16 protein-coding genes and 1 pseudogene are annotated in these 16,074 nt (G+C 71.3%); 13 read left to right on the top strand and 4 right to left on the bottom strand.

Annotated elements, in window-relative coordinates; translation table 11 throughout:
- Window positions 1–4: 4 nt before the first annotated feature.
- The gene (locus FZ046_RS17715; RefSeq protein ID WP_070356032.1) at window positions 5–853 is read right to left on the bottom strand and encodes an alpha/beta fold hydrolase; all 849 of its coding nucleotides are present in this window, start codon (window positions 851–853) and stop codon (window positions 5–7) included.
- A gap of 63 nt (window positions 854–916) precedes the next feature.
- On the opposite strand from FZ046_RS17715, the gene FZ046_RS17720 reads away from it, so the two are divergent.
- The gene (locus FZ046_RS17720) at window positions 917–1,516 is read left to right on the top strand and encodes a TetR/AcrR family transcriptional regulator (RefSeq protein WP_083298572.1); all 600 of its coding nucleotides are present in this window, start codon (window positions 917–919) and stop codon (window positions 1,514–1,516) included.
- A 3-nt stretch (window positions 1,517–1,519) separates the two neighbouring features.
- Here the strand turns inward: FZ046_RS17720 and FZ046_RS17725 are convergent, their stop codons facing one another.
- Window positions 1,520–2,755 (bottom strand): mechanosensitive ion channel family protein, encoded by a 1,236-nt coding sequence (locus tag FZ046_RS17725; protein ID WP_070356034.1) that lies wholly within the window; start codon window positions 2,753–2,755, stop codon window positions 1,520–1,522.
- A gap of 145 nt (window positions 2,756–2,900) precedes the next feature.
- On the opposite strand from FZ046_RS17725, the gene FZ046_RS17730 reads away from it, so the two are divergent.
- From FZ046_RS17730 to FZ046_RS17750, 5 genes are all read left to right on the top strand, one after another.
- Entirely contained in the window at window positions 2,901–3,215 is a 315-nt protein-coding gene (locus tag FZ046_RS17730; protein WP_070356035.1) for a hypothetical protein, read from the top strand.
- A 103-nt stretch (window positions 3,216–3,318) separates the two neighbouring features.
- The gene (gene ruvC / locus FZ046_RS17735) at window positions 3,319–3,891 is read left to right on the top strand and encodes a crossover junction endodeoxyribonuclease RuvC (protein ID WP_070356042.1); all 573 of its coding nucleotides are present in this window, start codon (window positions 3,319–3,321) and stop codon (window positions 3,889–3,891) included.
- On the top strand, window positions 3,888–4,475 hold the full coding sequence (gene ruvA / locus FZ046_RS17740) for a Holliday junction branch migration protein RuvA (RefSeq protein ID WP_070356036.1): 588 nt from the start codon (window positions 3,888–3,890) through the stop codon (window positions 4,473–4,475). The genes ruvC and ruvA overlap by 4 nt, the downstream gene beginning before the upstream one ends.
- A 6-nt stretch (window positions 4,476–4,481) precedes the next feature.
- The gene (gene ruvB, locus FZ046_RS17745; RefSeq protein ID WP_070356037.1) at window positions 4,482–5,543 is read left to right on the top strand and encodes a Holliday junction branch migration DNA helicase RuvB; all 1,062 of its coding nucleotides are present in this window, start codon (window positions 4,482–4,484) and stop codon (window positions 5,541–5,543) included.
- Between the two features lie 16 nt (window positions 5,544–5,559).
- A complete protein-coding gene (locus tag FZ046_RS17750) occupies window positions 5,560–5,958 on the top strand; it encodes a DUF1304 domain-containing protein (RefSeq protein ID WP_083298574.1) in 399 nt (132 codons plus the stop codon).
- Window positions 5,959–6,062: 104 nt separating this feature from the next.
- Here FZ046_RS17750 and FZ046_RS28225 read toward each other — a convergent pair.
- Window positions 6,063–6,965, bottom strand: a pseudogene (locus FZ046_RS28225) (GGDEF domain-containing protein); the annotation flags it as partial.
- Between the two features lie 454 nt (window positions 6,966–7,419).
- Between FZ046_RS28225 and FZ046_RS17760 the strand changes: the two are divergent.
- Window positions 7,420–8,055 (top strand): hypothetical protein, encoded by a 636-nt coding sequence (locus FZ046_RS17760; protein WP_070356043.1) that lies wholly within the window; start codon window positions 7,420–7,422, stop codon window positions 8,053–8,055.
- Window positions 8,056–8,226: 171 nt separating this feature from the next.
- Window positions 8,227–8,625, top strand: coding sequence for a cytochrome P450 family protein (locus FZ046_RS17765; RefSeq protein ID WP_083298576.1), 399 nt, complete (start codon window positions 8,227–8,229; stop codon window positions 8,623–8,625).
- A 22-nt stretch (window positions 8,626–8,647) separates the two neighbouring features.
- Here the strand turns inward: FZ046_RS17765 and gabT are convergent, their stop codons facing one another.
- Complete coding sequence (gene gabT / locus FZ046_RS17770) at window positions 8,648–9,988, bottom strand: 4-aminobutyrate--2-oxoglutarate transaminase (RefSeq protein ID WP_070356039.1); 1,341 nt, start codon at window positions 9,986–9,988, stop codon at window positions 8,648–8,650.
- A gap of 296 nt (window positions 9,989–10,284) precedes the next feature.
- Between gabT and yajC the strand changes: the two genes are divergently transcribed.
- From yajC to FZ046_RS17795, 5 genes are all read left to right on the top strand, one after another.
- The gene (yajC, locus tag FZ046_RS17775; protein ID WP_070356040.1) at window positions 10,285–10,683 is read left to right on the top strand and encodes a preprotein translocase subunit YajC; all 399 of its coding nucleotides are present in this window, start codon (window positions 10,285–10,287) and stop codon (window positions 10,681–10,683) included.
- Window positions 10,684–10,756: 73 nt separating this feature from the next.
- On the top strand, window positions 10,757–12,586 hold the full coding sequence (gene secD / locus FZ046_RS17780) for a protein translocase subunit SecD (RefSeq protein WP_149484283.1): 1,830 nt from the start codon (window positions 10,757–10,759) through the stop codon (window positions 12,584–12,586).
- A 4-nt stretch (window positions 12,587–12,590) separates the two neighbouring features.
- Window positions 12,591–13,859, top strand: a complete 1,269-nt coding sequence (secF, locus tag FZ046_RS17785; protein ID WP_070354011.1) for a protein translocase subunit SecF — start codon at window positions 12,591–12,593, stop codon at window positions 13,857–13,859.
- An 8-nt stretch (window positions 13,860–13,867) separates the two neighbouring features.
- Window positions 13,868–15,520, top strand: coding sequence for an ABC transporter substrate-binding protein (locus tag FZ046_RS17790; protein WP_070354010.1), 1,653 nt, complete (start codon window positions 13,868–13,870; stop codon window positions 15,518–15,520).
- A complete protein-coding gene (locus FZ046_RS17795; protein WP_070354009.1) occupies window positions 15,475–16,053 on the top strand; it encodes an adenine phosphoribosyltransferase in 579 nt (192 codons plus the stop codon). Before FZ046_RS17790 ends, FZ046_RS17795 begins: the two co-directional genes overlap by 46 nt.
- Window positions 16,054–16,074 lie beyond the last annotated feature (21 nt).

Below are 16,074 nucleotides of genomic sequence, written 5' to 3' on the forward strand. Positions count from 1 at the left end.
CGCCTCACCGGGGTGACGGCCGCGCCGCGGTGAGGAAGGCCCCGATCTCGCGGGCCGTCCGCTCGGGCTGGTCCAGCATGACCAGCACCTTCGCGTCGTCGACGTAGCGCAGCGTCCCGCCGGTGAGGTCGGCGAGCGCCTCGGCGTGCGCCACGGGCATCACCCGGTTGCGGCTCCACAGCACCAGCACGTCACCACGGAAGTCGGCCAGCCGGCGCGTCGCGCGCACCAGGTCGCCGGCGTCGAAGCGGGTGCGCGCGTACTTCAGCAGGTCGCGGCGGATCCGCACGTCGGCCAGGCCGGGCGCGGTCCACGCGGTGACGACGTCCTGCGGAATCGAGCGGGCGGCCATCATCCCGAACATGAAGAATCGGTCGCGCAGCCACCGGATGCGCAACTGCCGCATCGCGAGCCCGGCCGTGCCGGTCGTGCGGGTGGCCAGCCAGGTGACCTTGCCCGGGAACCCGGGTGGGAAGTTGTCGAACGCCTCCGACGGGCAGATCACCAGCCGTGCGACGCGCTGGTCGCGCCCGAGGTCGGTGAGGAACAGCGGACCGCCCCAATCGGTGACCACGAGCGTCACGCCGTCGAGGTCGAGGGCGTCGAAGAAGTCCGCGACGATGCCGACCATGCCGCGCAGCGCGAGGTCCGCGTCGGCGTCCATCGGGATCCGGTGCCCGCCCAGCGGAAGCACCGGCAACAGGTAGCGGAAGCCGCTCGGCAGCAGGGGGAGTGCGAGGTCCCATTGCGTGTCGTTCATCAGCAGTCCGTGCAGCAGGACCACGGGCGGTCCCGCGGGGTCGCCCTCCTCGCGATACTCCAGCGTGCCCGCACCGACCCGAACCGCCTCCATGGCGCCTCCATTAGAACGTTGATTCTAGAACGTATGCTCTAGTGTGTTCGACGGGAGGCGATCTTGGCAAGGACCACACGGGAATCGATCCTGACCGCCGCGGCGGAACTGATGCGGCGCCGCGGGTACGCCGCGGTGGGGATGAAGGACGTCGTCGCGGCGTCCGGCGCGCCGATCGGCTCGCTGTACCACCACTTTCCAGGCGGCAAGGTGCAGCTCGCCCGCGAGGCGCTGGTCAACGCTGGCGCCGCCTACGGCCTGCTCATCCCGACGCTCATCGACCCGCACGACGACCTCGGCGTCGCCATCGAGGCGGCGTTCGCGCAGGCCGCCGAGGACATGGCGGGCACCGGCTACGCCAACATGTGCCCGGTCGCGAGCGTGGCGGCCGAGGTGGCCGACACCGTCGACGAACTGCGCGCGGCATCAGCGGACGTGTTCGGGTCGTGGCTCGACGGCGGGACGGCGTACTTCACCGCCCGGGGGCTGTCACCGTCGGACGCCCGCGAGGTCACCGTCGCGCTGGTCGGCGCACTCGAGGGCGCCTTCGTGCTCGCGCGCACGCTGCGGAGCACCGAACCGCTGCTCGTCGCGGGCCGCGTCCTCGCGCGGGGCTACCGCGGCGTCGCATTGAGCGACGCCGCGGCGCACCTGCCCGGCTGACCGTCAGCCGCGGCCGTTGAACCGGGCCAGGTCGTCGCCGAACTGATCGACGCACCGCTCGTCGAAGGCCCGCGCACGCTCCTCGGCCTCCGGGCTGCCGGAGAACAGGCTCGACGCCACCCGTGACGTCTCGCCGTCGCCGTGCGGCCGGTGGGTGATGGGCTCGTTGTCGGGCTCGTACTGCACCAGCCGCTGCATCGGCAGTGCGCCGCCCGCGCGCTGCAGCCAGTGCACCAAGCCCTCGCGCACCGCGCAGCGCAGGTCGAACAGTGCGCCGGCGTTGGGCGCGCTGACCACGATGCGCACGCGGACGACGCCGCCCACGGCGTCGGTCACCTGCAGCACGCCGCGGCGGCCGTCCCACTGGTCGCTGCGGGCCAGCAGCCGGTCCAGTTCGGCGCGCATCTCGTGGAACGGCACCCGGAAGTCCACGTCGAACTCGACGGCACCCATGATCTCGGTCGCGTTGCGGGTCCAATTCTCGAACGGGGTCGTGGTGAAGTAGGTCGACGGCAGCACCAGCCGACGTTCGTCCCACAGCCGCACCACCACGTAGGTGAGGGTGATCTCCTCGATGCGGCCCCACCAGCGGCCCTCGTCGAGTTCCACGACGTCGCCGACGCGGATGGCCCCGGAGAACGCGATCTGCATGCCGGCGAACAGCGCACCGAGCGACGTCTGCGCCGCCAGACCGGCGACCACCGACAGGACACCGGCCGAGGCGAACAGCGTGGTGCCGATGTCGGAGAACGCCGGGAACGTCATGAGGATCGCCGCGACGCCGAGCACCACGACGACCGCGATGGCGAGCCGGCGCAGCACCTCGACCTGCGTGCGCACCCGCCGCCACCGGCGGTCGGCGTCGGTGATCTCGTCGTCACCGCCGGCGAACCGCGAGATCGCACGGCGCTCGGCCACGAACACGAAACTGACCACCAGCCAGGTGAAGGTCGCGATGTTGACGATCAGCAGCGTGTGGTCCACCCACCCGCGCCAGGAATCCGAATCGTCGCTCGTCCGCTGCACGGCGATCTGTGCGGCCAGCACCGTCAGGGTGGCCCGTACCGGGAGACGGCTGTACGTCGCGACGTCGTCGACCACCGCGCTGCGCCGGCCGATGCGTCTCAGCACCCAGGTGAGGACCACCCCCACGAGATAGGCGATGACCACCGCACCTGCCACCCAGGCCAGGGTGACCGCGAGGTTGGTTGCAGACTCCAGTTCGTTCTCGTCGGGCATTGCGTGAAATCAGCTCCCACGGATCGGGTTCGGCTTCGGTCGAGGCGGTGGAATGACACCGCCGTCACTCCCCATATCCGCCATGGCGGGAGTTCAATCTGCCCGTCGGGCCACGACGTCGTCACATCGTGCGCACAATGACCCCGTGGCAGCGGTGACCGACCCCAACGGCGTGCAGTGGAACGTGCATCGGCGCTGGTGGCCGTTTCCCGACGTGACCGACGTCATCGACCTCGACTGGTTCCTCCTCAGCCTCGTCGTCGCCGTGCCGTTCGTCGTGCTGTGGCCCGTCTGGTACGCCGCCAAGTTCTGCGGCGTCCGGTGGCGCATCGTCATCGAGCGGGACGGCACCCAGGTCGGCCACGAGCTGGTGCGCGGCTCGCGCCATGCGCGGGCCCGTGTCGCCGACCTGGCCCTGACCATCGCTGCGGGTCGCCGCTCCGGTCACTTCGTGCTGTGACGCTCTGACCCGGTGGGCGTGTCCCTGACCGCCACCGCGACGCCGGCGGGCTAGGATCGAACAGCTGTTCGGGCCGTGAGCGTTTCGAGTGAAGGGGAGTGGCGTGCGCGTGATGGGCGTCGACCCCGGGCTCACCCGGTGTGGCCTGTCGGTGATCCAGAGCGGGCGGGGACGGCAGGTCACCGCTCTCGACGTCGACGTCGTCCGGACCCCGTCCGACGACCCGCTGGCGCTGCGTCTGCTCACCATCAGCGACACCGTCGAACATTGGATGGACACGCACCTGCCCGACGTCGTCGCCATCGAGCGGGTGTTCGCCAACAACAACGCCAACACCGCGATGGGGACCGCGCAGGCCGGCGGCGTCATCGCGCTGGCGGCCGCCAAACGGGGCATCGACGTGCACTTCCACACCCCCAGCGAGGTCAAGGCCGCGGTGACCGGAAATGGTCGCGCGGACAAGGCCCAGGTCACCACGATGATCACGAAGATCCTGGCGCTGCAGGCCAAGCCGACACCGGCCGACGCGGCCGACGCCCTGGCGCTGGCCATCTGTCACTGCTGGCGCGCGCCGATGATCGCCCGGATGGCCGCGGCCGAGGCGCTGGCCGCCGAGCAGAAGCGCACGTACCAGGCCCGGCTGAAGGCCAAGCAGGTGTCGCGGAGCGCGCCGTGATCGCGTCGGTGCGCGGCGAGGTGCTCGACATCGCCCTCGACCACGCCGTCATCGAGGCCGCCGGCGTCGGCTACAAGGTGATGACCACCCCGGCGACCCTCGGCACGTTGCGCCGCGGTGCGGACGCCCGCCTGATCACCGCGATGATCGTGCGCGAGGACTCGATGACGCTCTACGGGTTCGCCGACGCCGAGTCCCGCGACCTGTTCACCACGCTGCTCGGCGTCTCCGGTGTCGGGCCGAAGATCGCGTTGGCGACGCTCGCGGTGTACGACGCGGCGGCCCTGCGGGCGGCGCTCGGCGACGGCGACGTCACGGCCCTGACCCGGGTGCCCGGCATCGGCAAGCGGGGCGCCGAGCGCATGGTCCTCGAACTGCGCGACAAGATCGGTCAGGTGTCGGCTGGGTCGGCGCTGACCGGCATGGGGTACGGCATCCGCGGTCCGGTCGTGGAGGCGCTCGTCGGTCTCGGGTTCGCCGCCAAGCAGGCCGAGGACGCCACCGACAAGGTGCTCGCCGACGACCCGGACGCCACGACGCAGAGCGCGCTGCGGGCGGCGCTGTCCATGCTGGGGAAGAAGTAGTCGTCGATGGGCAGGTTCGAGGACACCGAGGACCCCGACACCCGCGAGGTGTCGCCGGCGCTGACGGTCGGCGAGGGCGACATCGACGCCAGCCTGCGGCCGCGCTCGCTGGGCGAGTTCATCGGCCAGCCCCGCGTCCGCGAACAATTGCAGCTCGTCATCGAGGGGGCGAAGAACCGCGGCGGCACGCCCGACCACATCCTGCTGTCCGGGCCGCCCGGCCTCGGCAAGACGTCGCTGGCGATGATCATCGCGGCCGAACTCAACTCGTCGCTGCGCGTCACCTCCGGCCCGGCGCTGGAGCGGGCCGGCGACCTCGCCGCGATGCTGTCCAATCTGGTCGAGGGCGACGTGCTGTTCATCGACGAGATCCACCGGATCGCCCGGCCGGCCGAGGAGATGCTCTACCTCGCGATGGAGGACTTCCGCGTCGACGTCGTCGTCGGCAAGGGGCCGGGAGCCACGTCGATTCCGCTGGAGGTCGCGCCGTTCACCCTGGTGGGCGCCACCACGCGGTCCGGCGCCCTCACCGGCCCGCTGCGGGACCGCTTCGGGTTCACCGCCCACATGGACTTCTACGAGCCGGCCGAACTGGAGCGGGTGCTGCTGCGGTCGGCAGGCATCCTCGGCATCGAACTGGGGCAGGAGGCGGGCGCGGAGATCGCCCGCCGGTCCCGCGGGACGCCGCGCATCGCGAACCGGTTGCTGCGCCGTGTCCGCGACTACGCGGAGGTACGCGCCGACGGCGTCATCACCCGCGACGTCGCCAAGCTGGCGCTCGAGGTCTACGACGTCGACGAACTGGGTCTCGACCGCCTCGACCGCGCCGTGCTGTCCGCTCTGACCCGCAGCTTCGGCGGGGGACCGGTCGGCGTGTCGACCCTGGCGGTCGCCGTCGGCGAGGAGCCGACCACCGTCGAGGAGGTCTGCGAGCCGTTCCTGGTGCGGGCCGGGATGATCGCCCGCACGCCGCGTGGGCGGGTCGCGACCAGCCAGGCGTGGCGGCACCTGGGCATGACGCCGCCCAGCGGAGTCACCGGGCTGGGGCAACCCGGCCTGTTCGAATGAGGACAGAGGAGACCCGATGATCGTCAGCGCGCTGGTGTTCGCGTCGCTCGCCGCCCTGCTCCACGTGTACGTCTTCGTGCTCGAGTCGTTCCTGTGGACCGCACCCCGGACGCGCGCGACCTTCGGCACGACCGCCGAGGAGGCGGAGGCCACCAAGCTGCTGGCCTACAACCAGGGCTTCTACAACCTCTTCCTGGCCGTGGTCACCGCGGTCGGCGTCGGCGTGACGATCTCCGGCGGCACCGCGGTGGGTGCCGCGCTGGTCTTCGCCGGCGCGGGATCCATGGCGGCCGCCGCGATGGTGCTGTTCGCTTCGGCGCCGTCGAAGGCGCGGTCGGCAATCGTCCAGGGCACCTTGCCGCTGCTGGCGGTCGTCCTGCTGGGCGTCGGCCTCTCGACGAACCCGTCCGGGTAGACCGACGGGCGGCGCGCGCCCGTGCGTTCGGCCGCGGGCGACGTGGCGCGAACGCGGTCGCCGCCGTCCCGCTTCGCCGCGTACATCGCACGGTCGGCGGACTCGAGCAGTCCCTGCACGAACGACCGGATGCCCTCGTCGGGCACGCGCGTCACCGACGCGCTGGCCACGCCCACGCTCGCCGTGACCCGCCACGGCGTCGCGGCGATCTCGTGCCGCATCCGTTCGGCCAGTCCGACCGCGTCCCGTCGTGCGCCGACCACTCCGACGACGAACTCCTCGCCACCGATGCGGCCGATCACGGAGTCGCCGCGGCGGGTGCGGCGCAAGATCTCGGCAACCTCGACGAGGATCTGGTCGCCGGTCGCGTGCCCCGAGGTGTCGTTGACCCGCTTGAAGGCGTCGAGGTCGATCATCACGGCGCTCACGACGGCAGCACGGTCGGCGACCGACTCGGCCACCAGCGCCCGCATCGACCGGTGGAAGCCGCGCCGGTTGAGCAGGTCGGTCAGCGGATCGACGTCGGACCGCAGCGCGTCGATGCCGAGGAAGTGCACCAGCACGTGCGCCGCGAATGGCGCTGCCACGACGCCGGCGGACACGATCAGCAATTTGCTGACGGCTTCGTAGACACCCCCCTGAATGACCAAGTGAACTGCGGAGACGGCCGCCGTCGTCAACGCCGTCGTCACGACGAGCAACAACGTACGGCTGGTGTGGAAGAACGCGACGTAGCCGCCGAGGACCGCGAAGGCCGTGCACGCCTGCAGCCCTCCGCCCGGCGCGGGTTGCACGAGACACGCCGCGGCGATGCCCGCATCGGCCACCATCACGAAGGCCAGCGACTGGCCGCGAGTCGGCCACCGCGCCGCCCATGCCACCGCCATGACGAGGCAGGCGCCGCCGGCGGCGAGCGAAAGTCCGCGAGCCACATGCCCTTGCGGGCCGTGCGGACTCAGCAGCAGCACCAGCGGCGCCGCGCCGAGGGCCGCCATGACGGCCACCATGAACGCTCGCGTCACCCGCTGCAGGCCACGGGTCGTCAGGTATGCGGACAGCCAGTCGTAGTGGTCGGGTTGCCGCCACCAGCGGCCGAGCCACTCCACGTCGATGTGCCCACTGTCCGTGTCCGAGTGCCCGGCCGCGGCGCGACGCGGGCACGAGTTCCGGGGCCCCGCTCGTCGACGTGCCCCCGACGCGAAATGCTACAAAACTTCGATGCAGTTTGCTGGCCGACGCGGTGATCTAGATCGATTCGCGTGTCGAGGTCGCCGAGGAGTCGCCTTCAACCTCGTTAGGGCGAGGAAGTCCCGGTTATCCCGGCGATCCGGCGGGTACCTCGTTCGCACACCCGAGGAGGCTGCCATGTTCACCAGAAAAGACCCGTCCACCAGGAACGACCTCACCACCGACACCGCCGTGACCGACGCGAAGCCCCGCGTGCGCGGCGGTCGACTGACGATGCCCCGCAGCAGGGGCGCGGCCAGCGGACTGCTGCTCATCATCCTGGGCGTGTACGGAGCGGTCATCCCGTTCCTCGGCCCGGCGTTCGACTTCGCCTACAGCCCGGGCAGCGACTGGACCGCGGGCCGCGGCTGGCTGCAGGTGCTGCCGGGCGTCGTCGCCGCCCTCGGCGGTGCGCTGCTGCTGGTGTCGCGCAACCGCGCCACCGCCATGCTCGGCGGCTGGCTCGCCGTCGCCGCCGGCGCCTGGTTCGTCATCGGCCGACTGCTGGCCGGGCCGCTGGGCCTGGGCGACGTGGGCAGCCCGTCTGCCACGACCGAGGGTCGCCGCGTCGCCCTCGAACTGGCCTACTTCGACGGCCTCGGGGTCCTGATCGTCCTGCTCGGCGCCCTCGCGCTCGGCCGCATCACGGTCCGGTCGGTCCGCGACGTCGAGATCCTGCAGCGTCCGGTCGCGGCTCCGGCCACGGCTGCGCCGATGGCCACCACCGGTCCGGTCGCGACCGGCGCCGCCACGACGGGTCCCGTGACGACCGGACCGGTGAATGCCGCACCCGTCGACGCCGAACCGCGCCGCCGCGGAGGCTGGCGCAACTGGGGTCCGAACCGCAACCGGCCCCTCGTCCACCGCTGACCCACCGCCGGCGTGAGCCGGCCCGATCACACCGCCGGCGTGAGCCGGCCCGAACACCCTGCGCGCCTGTCGATTCGGTCACACGGGACCCCTCGTGGCTGGCCGGCGGCAGGCGCGCGGCGGTAGACACGACACGAGGCCGCTCCGACGCGGCCCGAGAGGGACGGCGACATGAGCACCGCGGCACTGATTCGGTCCGAGCCGATGTCGGATCCGTTCAGCGCCCGCAGCATCGCCGCGCTGCGCGCGGAGGTCGCCGCCGTCCTCGACCGGCCGCAGGACGTCCGGCTCGACGCGATCCGCGCGATCGGTGGGCGTTCGGCCATGCGCCTCGTCTGTGCGGCGCTGGGCGTCCCGCGGCGCGACTGGGCGATGTTCTCCCGCTGGGCGTGGCTCGGTGACGACGACGCGCGGGCGTCGCTCGGCGCGTACGTCGACGTCATGGTCGCTGACCGGTGCTACCGCCAGGCCGACGATCTGTTGACCGACCTGGTCGTCGCCGACGTCGACGTGGACGGTCTGACCTGCGACGACCTGCGCGCACTCGTCGTGGCGCTGGTCGCCGCCTGACCCCTGGTCGGCACGCCGCGGGTCAGAACTTGGCCAGCGCTCCGGCGATCACGTCGAGGCCCTCGTTCAGGAGGTCGTCGCTGATGGCCAGCGGCGGGAGGAACCGCAGCACGTTGCCGAACGTGCCGCAGGACAGTGCGATGACGCCGTTCTGGTGCGCATCGCCGAGCACCTTCTTCGTCAGCTCCGCGTCGGGCTCGAGGGTGCCGGACTTCACCAGCTCCACGGCGATCATGGCACCGCGGCCGCGGACGTCGCCGATGCGGTCGTCGTCGGCTTGCATGCGGCCCAGCCGCTCCTTCATCAGCGCCTCGATCTGACGGGCGCGCTCGACCATGCCGTCGGCCTCGATGGTCTCGATGGTCGCCAGCGCCGCGGCACACGCCAGCGGGTTGCCGCCATAGGTGCCGCCGAGGCCGCCCACGTGCGGGGCGTCCATGATCTCGGCGCGACCGGTCACCGCGGACAGCGGCAGTCCGTCGGCGATGCCCTTGGCGGTGACGATGAGGTCGGGGTCGATGCCTTCGTGTTCGCAGGCGAACATGGCGCCGGTGCGGGCGAAGCCGGTCTGCACCTCATCGGCGATGAAGACGACGCCGTTGTCGCGGCACCACCGCAGCAGTGTCGGCAGGAAGCCCTCGGCCGGCACGATGAAGCCGCCCTCGCCCTGGATCGGCTCGATGATGACGGCGGCGAGGTTGTCGGCGCCCACCTGCTTCTCGATCACGGTCAGCGCGCGGCGGGCGGCCAGTTCACCGTCGGTGGCCAGCTCCTTGCCGAACTCGGCGTCGCGGAACGGGTACGACAGCGGCGCCCGGTAGACCTCCGGTGCGAACGGGCCGAAGCCGTGCTTGTAGGGCATCGACTTGGCGGTCAGCGCCATGGTGAGGTTCGTGCGGCCGTGGTAGGCGTGGTCGAACGACACCACCGCCTGCTTGCGGGTGTAGGCGCGGGCGATCTTGACCGCGTTCTCGACGGCCTCGGATCCGGAGTTGAACAGTGCCGAACGCTTCTCGCCGGCGACGGGCGTCAGACGGTTGAGGTGCTCGCACACCGCGACGTACCCCTCGTACGGGGTCACCATGAAGCAGGTGTGGGTGAAGTCCGCGGCCTGCGCCGAGACGGCCTCCACGACGCGCGGCGACGCGTTCCCGACCGTGGTCACGGCGATGCCCGAGCCGAGGTCGATGAGGCGGTTGCCGTCGACGTCCTCCACGATGCCGCCGCCGGCGCGGGAGGCGTAGACGGGCATGGTGTTGCCGACGCCGTGGGCGACGGCGGCGTCCTTGCGGCCGATCAGGGCGGACGACTTCGGGCCGGGGATCTCGGTGGCGAGATGGCGGCTCTGCTCGAGGGTGCTCACGGGTGACTCCAGTTCACGGCGCGGTGGCAGGGGAGGCCGGGCGGGCCGGCCCCACCGAGCCTAGTGCCCCGCCAACGGCGCGCGAACCATTCCGTCGGTCGCGGAACGTGCCGAATGTCGAATGCGCGACCGATGCGCGCGGACACGACGGATTCCGTTGCCGACGGGCGCGCCGCGGGGCGGGGCGCGACGGGCGGGCGGCCGGGAAGGGCCTGGATGGCACACTGGATGCCGACCAGGCGGCCCGAGCTGACCGGCGCCGCCGACACCGACCGACACGAAAGACGAGAGCTGCGATGGACCTGGTCGTCTTCCTTCCCCTCCTCATCATCCTCGGCGCGTTCATGTTCTTCGCGTCGCGCCGCCAGAAGAAGGCCATGCAGGCCACCATCGACCTGCACGAGTCCCTGACCATCGGCGACCGCGTGCACACCACCTCCGGCTTGGAGGGCACCATCACCGCCGTCGGCGACGACAGCGTCGATCTGGAGATCGCCCCGGGCGTCGTCACGACGTGGATGAAGCTCGCCGTGCGCGACCGCATCACCGAGGTCGACGAGGACGTCGAGGACTACGACGCCCAAAACCACGACGCCCAGGACTACGACGCCCGGGACTACGACGAGGTCACCAGCACCGCCACCGAGGTCGAGCCGACGTCGCCGACCGACCCCAACCAGGTCAAGAAGGACTGACGGTCGGGCACTCAGCCCGACCACGTACCCTTTGCGGTTGCTGACGAACCGACCCCGAGGAGATCCGAGCAACGTGGCATCGTCTTCCACGCCGGTGCACCCGTACCGCTACCTGACACTCTTCCTGGTCCTCCTGATCGGTGCCTACCTGCTGGTCTTCCTCACCGGGGACAAGCGGGCCGAGCCCAAGCTCGGCATCGACCTGCAGGGCGGAACCCGTGTCACGCTGACGGCACGCACCCCGGACGGCTCGCCGCCCACGCGCGAGGCCCTCGCCCAGGCGCAGCAGATCATCGGTGACCGCGTGAACGGACTTGGCGTCTCCGGGTCCGAGGTGGTCATCGACGGCGACAACCTGGTCATCACGGTGCCGGGCAACGACAGCAGCGAGGCCCGCAACCTCGGGCAGACGGCACGCCTCTACATCCGGCCGGTCATCCATGCGATCCCGGCCGAGGGCCAGCAGCCCGCCGCCCCCGCGGCGCCGGGGGGCATCCCGGGCCTGCCCGGTGGCGCGCCCGGCCTGCCCGGCGCCCCCGGCATGCCGCCGCTGATCGCGCCCGCCGAGCCGGAGGCGCCCATCGTCCCGCCCACGCCCGGAGCGGCACCGCGTCCCGCCCCGGCGGCCCCGGCACCGGGTGTTCCGGCGCCGCAGCCGCGGCCGTACCCGGAGGAGCCGGCGCCGAGCCCGTCTCCGAACCCCTCACCCAGCTCGTCCCCGGCGCCGGGTGCGCCGGGTGCGAGCAACGCCCCGGCTCCGCCACCGGCGAACCCCAACGCCGACCCGCGCGCAGCGCTCGCGCAGCGCATCTCCGATGAGAAGGCCCTGCGGCAGAGCGCCGACCAGCAGATCCAGCTGCTCGCCCTGCAGTTCCAGGCCACTCGGTGCGACGAAGAGGACGTGCTGGCCGGCAACGACGACCCGAACCTGCCGCTGGTGACCTGCTCGCAGGACCACAAGCAGGTGTACCTGCTCGACAAGTCGATCATCAGCGGCGAGCAGATCGAGAACGCGTCGTCCGGTCTCGATCAGCAGCGCGGCGAGTACGTGGTGGACCTGCAGTTCAAGGGTGACGCCGCCACGACGTGGGCCGACTTCACGGCCGCCAACGTCGGCACGCAGACCGCGTTCACGCTGGACTCGCAGGTGGTCAGCGCCCCGCAGATCAACGAGCCGATTCCCGGCGGCCGCACCCAGATCACCGGTCAGTTCAACCAGGACTCGGCGCGCGAACTCGCCAACGTGCTGAAGTACGGGTCGCTGCCGCTGTCCTTCGAGTCGTCGGAGGCCGAAACCGTCTCCGCCACACTGGGTTTGACGTCACTGCGCGCCGGCCTGATCGCCGGTGCCGTGGGTCTGGCGCTGGTGCTGGCGTACTCGCTGATCTACTACCGCGTGCTGGGCCTGCTGACGGCGCTGTCGCTGGTGGCCTCGGGAGCGATGGTCTTCGCGATCCTGGTGCTGCTCGGCAGGTACATCAACTACACCCTCGACCTGGCGGGCATCGCAGGTCTGATCATCGGCGTCGGCACCACCGCCGACTCGTTCGTGGTGTTCTTCGAACGCATCAAGGACGAGATCCGCGAGGGCCGGTCCTTCCGGTCGGCGGTGCCACGCGGTTGGGCACGCGCCCGCAAGACCATCCTCAGTGGCAACGCGGTGACGTTCCTGGCCGCCGCGGAGCTCTACGTGCTCGCCGTGGGCCAGGTGAAGGGCTTCGCATTCACCCTCGGCCTGACCACCATCCTCGACGTCGTCGTGGTGTTCCTGGTGACCTGGCCGCTGGTGTACCTGTCGTCGAAGTCGACCCTGCTCGCCAAGCCCGGCCTCAACGGCCTCGGCGCAGTGCAGCAGATCGCCAGGGAACGACGGGCCGCCGCGGCGTCGGCAGGAGCGAGGTAGCGACATGAGCAAGCACGACAAGACCGACGAGCCGACCGACCTCACCGACGCCTCCGACGTGGAGGTGACGTCGTCGGCCGCCGAACTCGGCACCACCACCGCGGCGCCGCAGCACGGCTTCTTCATCCGGCTCTACACCGGCACCGGCGCGTTCGACGTCGTCGGCAAGCGCAAGCTCTGGTACGCCGTCAGCGGCGTCATCGTCGGCATCTGCGTCATCAGCATGCTGATCCGCGGCTTCACCTTCGGCATCGACTTCGAGGGCGGCACGAAGGTCTCGATGCCCGCCCAGGGTGTGCAGGGCCCGATCGCCACCGAGCAGGTGGAGAAGGTGTTCGGCGACGCACTCGGCCGACAGCCGGAGTCCGTCGTCATCGTCGGCACCGGCAACACGGCGACGGTGCAGATCCGCAGCGAGGCGCTCGACAACGCCGAGACCGAGCAACTGCGTACCGCGCTGTTCGACGCGTTCCAGCCCAAGGGCGGTGACGGTCAGCCCAGCCGCCAGGTCATCAGCGACTCGGCGGTGTCGGAGACCTGGGGCGGCCAGATCACCCAGAAGGCGCTGATCGCGCTGGCGGTGTTCCTGGTGCTCGCCGCCATCTACATCACGCTGCGCTACGAGCGGTACATGGCGATCTCGGCGCTGGCGACGCTGGTCTTCGACCTCCTCGTCACGGCGGGCGTGTACTCCCTGGTCGGGTTCGAGGTGACGCCCGCCACCGTGATCGGCCTGCTCACCATCCTGGGCTTCTCGCTGTACGACACGGTCATCGTGTTCGACAAGGTCGAGGAGAACACCCGCGGGTTCGAACACACCACCCGGCGCACGTTCGCCGAGCAGGCGAACCTCGCCATCAACCAGACCTTCATGCGATCGATCAACACCAGCCTCATCTCGGTGCTGCCGATCCTGTCGCTGATCGTGGTCGCGGTGTGGATGCTCGGCGTCGGCACGCTGCAGGACCTCGCGCTGGTGCAGCTCGTCGGCGTCATCGTCGGCACCTACTCGTCGATCTACTTCGCGACCCCGCTGCTGGTGTCGCTACGGGAGCGGACCGAGCTGGTGCGAAACCACACCCGGCGGGTGCTGAACCGGCGGAAGAACGCCGCGGCCAAGGCCGCGGGCGCCACCGCCATCGAGGAGAGCGGTGCCGAGCCGGCGACCGCCGCCGTGTCGGTGTCCTCGGGAGCCCCGGACAAGCCAGCGCCGGGGGCCAAGCCGACCCGTCCGACGGGGCGTCCCTCCGGCAAGCGGAGCACCAGGCGGTAGGTCGCGAGATGAGAGCCCGGTTGCGGCGATCCGCGGTCCTCGTCGCCGCGTGCGCGCTGTTGGCGGCGCTGGTCGCGGCGTGCGGCGGCGGCACCGCCGACTCGATCGACTACGCCGTCGACGGCACGCTGGTCAGCTACAACACCAACACGGTGGCGGGCGCGGCGTCCGGTGGCCCGCAGGCCTTCGCGCGGGTCCTCACCGGGTTCAACTATCACGGCCCCGACGGCCAGGTCGTCGGCGACCGCGACTTCGGCAGCATCGCCGTGGTGGGCCGCAATCCGCTGGTCCTCGACTACCAGATCGACGACGCCGCGGTGTACTCCGACGGCAAGCCGATCACGTGCGACGACATGGTGCTGGCGTGGGCCGCGCAGTCGGGCCGGTTCCCGGCGTTCGACGCGGCGAACCGGGCCGGCTACATCGACGTCGCGGCCGTCGACTGCGCGCCGGGGCAGAAGAAGGCCCGCGTGACGTTCGCCCAGGACCGCGCGTTCGTCGACTACGGGCAGCTGTTCGCGGCCACGTCGATGATGCCGTCGCACGTCCTGGCCGACGAGTTGGGGCTGGGCGACGGCGGCGTGACCACCGCACTCCAGGCGGGCGATGGGCCGACCGTCGACCGCATCGCGCAGGCGTGGAACCAGACGTGGACCCTGACGCCCGGCGTCGACGTCCGCAAGTTCCCGTCCTCGGGCCCGTACCGGCTCGACGAGGTCACCGACCAGGGTGCGGTGGTGCTCGTCGCCAACGACAAGTGGTGGGGCGCCAAACCGGTCACGCCGCGGATCACGGTGTGGCCGCGCGGCGCCGACATCCAGGACCGCGTCAACGAGGGCTTCTACGACGTCGTCGACGTCGCGGCCGGGTCGTCGGGAACCCTGACCATCCCGGACGATTACGCCCGTACCGACGCCGCGTCGGCAGGCATCGAGCAGGTCATCTTCGGCGCCCAGGGACCGCTGGCCGATCCGGCGGCGCGGCGCGCCCTCGCGCTGTGCACACCGCGCGACGTCATCGCCCGCAACGCCGAGGTGCCGATCGCCAACAGCAGGCTCAACGCCGCGGCCGAGGACTCGATCACCGCCGCCGAGAACGGTGGCGGTGCCGAGCAGTTCGTCGCCGCCAACCCCGACGCGGCCCGCGGTGCGCTGGGGGGCCGCCCGCTCGCGGTCCGCATCGGCTACCAGAGCCCGAACGCCCGGCTGGCCGCCGTCGTCGGGACGATCGCGAAGTCGTGCGCACCGGCAGGCATCACCGTCACCGACGCCGCGGGGGACGCCGTTGGCCCGGACGCGTTGCGCGACAACCAGATCGACGCGCTGGTGGCCAGCACGGGAGGTGCGACCGGTTCGGGGTCCACCGGATCGTCGGCGATGGACGCCTACGATCTGCACAGCGGCAACGGCAACAACCTGTCCGGTTACGTCAACGAACAGGTGGACGGCATCATCGGCGCGCTGGCGGTGACCGCCGACCCCAAGGAGTCCGCACGGCTGCTCGCCGAGGGCTCCCGGGTGCTCTGGGATCAGATCCCGACGCTCCCGCTGTACCGCCAGCAGCGGATGCTGCTGGTATCGACGAAGATGGACGCCGTGAACGGCAATCCGACCCGATGGGGCGCAGGCTGGAACATGGACCGTTGGGCGCTGCACACGTGAGCGACCCCCGCAGCGAGGCCGCCCGGGTGCTGCGCGAGATGACCCGCGAGGTGGCCGACTTCCCCGAGCCGGGCATCCAGTTCAAGGACCTGACGCCGGTGCTCGCCGACGCGACCGGTCTGTCGATCGTCACCGAGGCGCTCGCCGCGGTCGCGGACGGCGCCGATCTGGTGGCCGGCATCGACGCGCGCGGCTTCCTGCTCGGGGCTGCGGTCGCCACCCGGCTCGGCACGGGCGTGCTGGCGGTGCGCAAGGGCGGCAAGCTGCCGCCGCCGGTGCTGAGCGAGACCTACGACCTCGAGTACGGGTCGGCGACGCTGGAGATCCCGGCTGACGGGATCGTCCTGACCGGCCGGCGCGTTCTCATCATCGACGACGTGCTCGCGACCGGCGGGACGGTCCGGGCGGCCACCGAGCTGCTGCGGCGCGCCGGCGCCGAGGTGATCGGGGCGGCGGTCGTGCTGGAACTGTCGGCGCTCGACGGGCGCGGACTGGTCGGTGCGCTGCCTGTCACCAGCCTGTCGGTGGTCTGACGGTCCGGGGGATATCCTCGG

The organism is Mycolicibacterium grossiae, assembly GCF_008329645.1.
Taxonomy (GTDB): Bacteria; Actinomycetota; Actinomycetes; order Mycobacteriales; family Mycobacteriaceae; genus Mycobacterium; species Mycobacterium grossiae.

Coding starts and splice junctions, on each gene's coding strand:
- FZ046_RS17725 (WP_070356034.1), bottom strand. CDS start 2,755: ATGCCCGACGAGAACGAACTGGAGTCTGCAACCAACCTCGCGGTCACC.
- FZ046_RS17750 (WP_083298574.1), top strand. CDS start 5,560: ATGATCGTCAGCGCGCTGGTGTTCGCGTCGCTCGCCGCCCTGCTCCAC.
- FZ046_RS17715 (WP_070356032.1), bottom strand. CDS start 853: ATGGAGGCGGTTCGGGTCGGTGCGGGCACGCTGGAGTATCGCGAGGAG.
- FZ046_RS17795 (WP_070354009.1), top strand. CDS start 15,475: ATGGGGCGCAGGCTGGAACATGGACCGTTGGGCGCTGCACACGTGAGC.
- FZ046_RS17765 (WP_083298576.1), top strand. CDS start 8,227: ATGAGCACCGCGGCACTGATTCGGTCCGAGCCGATGTCGGATCCGTTC.
- ruvB (WP_070356037.1), top strand. CDS start 4,482: ATGGGCAGGTTCGAGGACACCGAGGACCCCGACACCCGCGAGGTGTCG.
- FZ046_RS17790 (WP_070354010.1), top strand. CDS start 13,868: ATGAGAGCCCGGTTGCGGCGATCCGCGGTCCTCGTCGCCGCGTGCGCG.
- yajC (WP_070356040.1), top strand. CDS start 10,285: ATGGACCTGGTCGTCTTCCTTCCCCTCCTCATCATCCTCGGCGCGTTC.
- secF (WP_070354011.1), top strand. CDS start 12,591: ATGAGCAAGCACGACAAGACCGACGAGCCGACCGACCTCACCGACGCC.
- FZ046_RS17760 (WP_070356043.1), top strand. CDS start 7,420: ATGCCCCGCAGCAGGGGCGCGGCCAGCGGACTGCTGCTCATCATCCTG.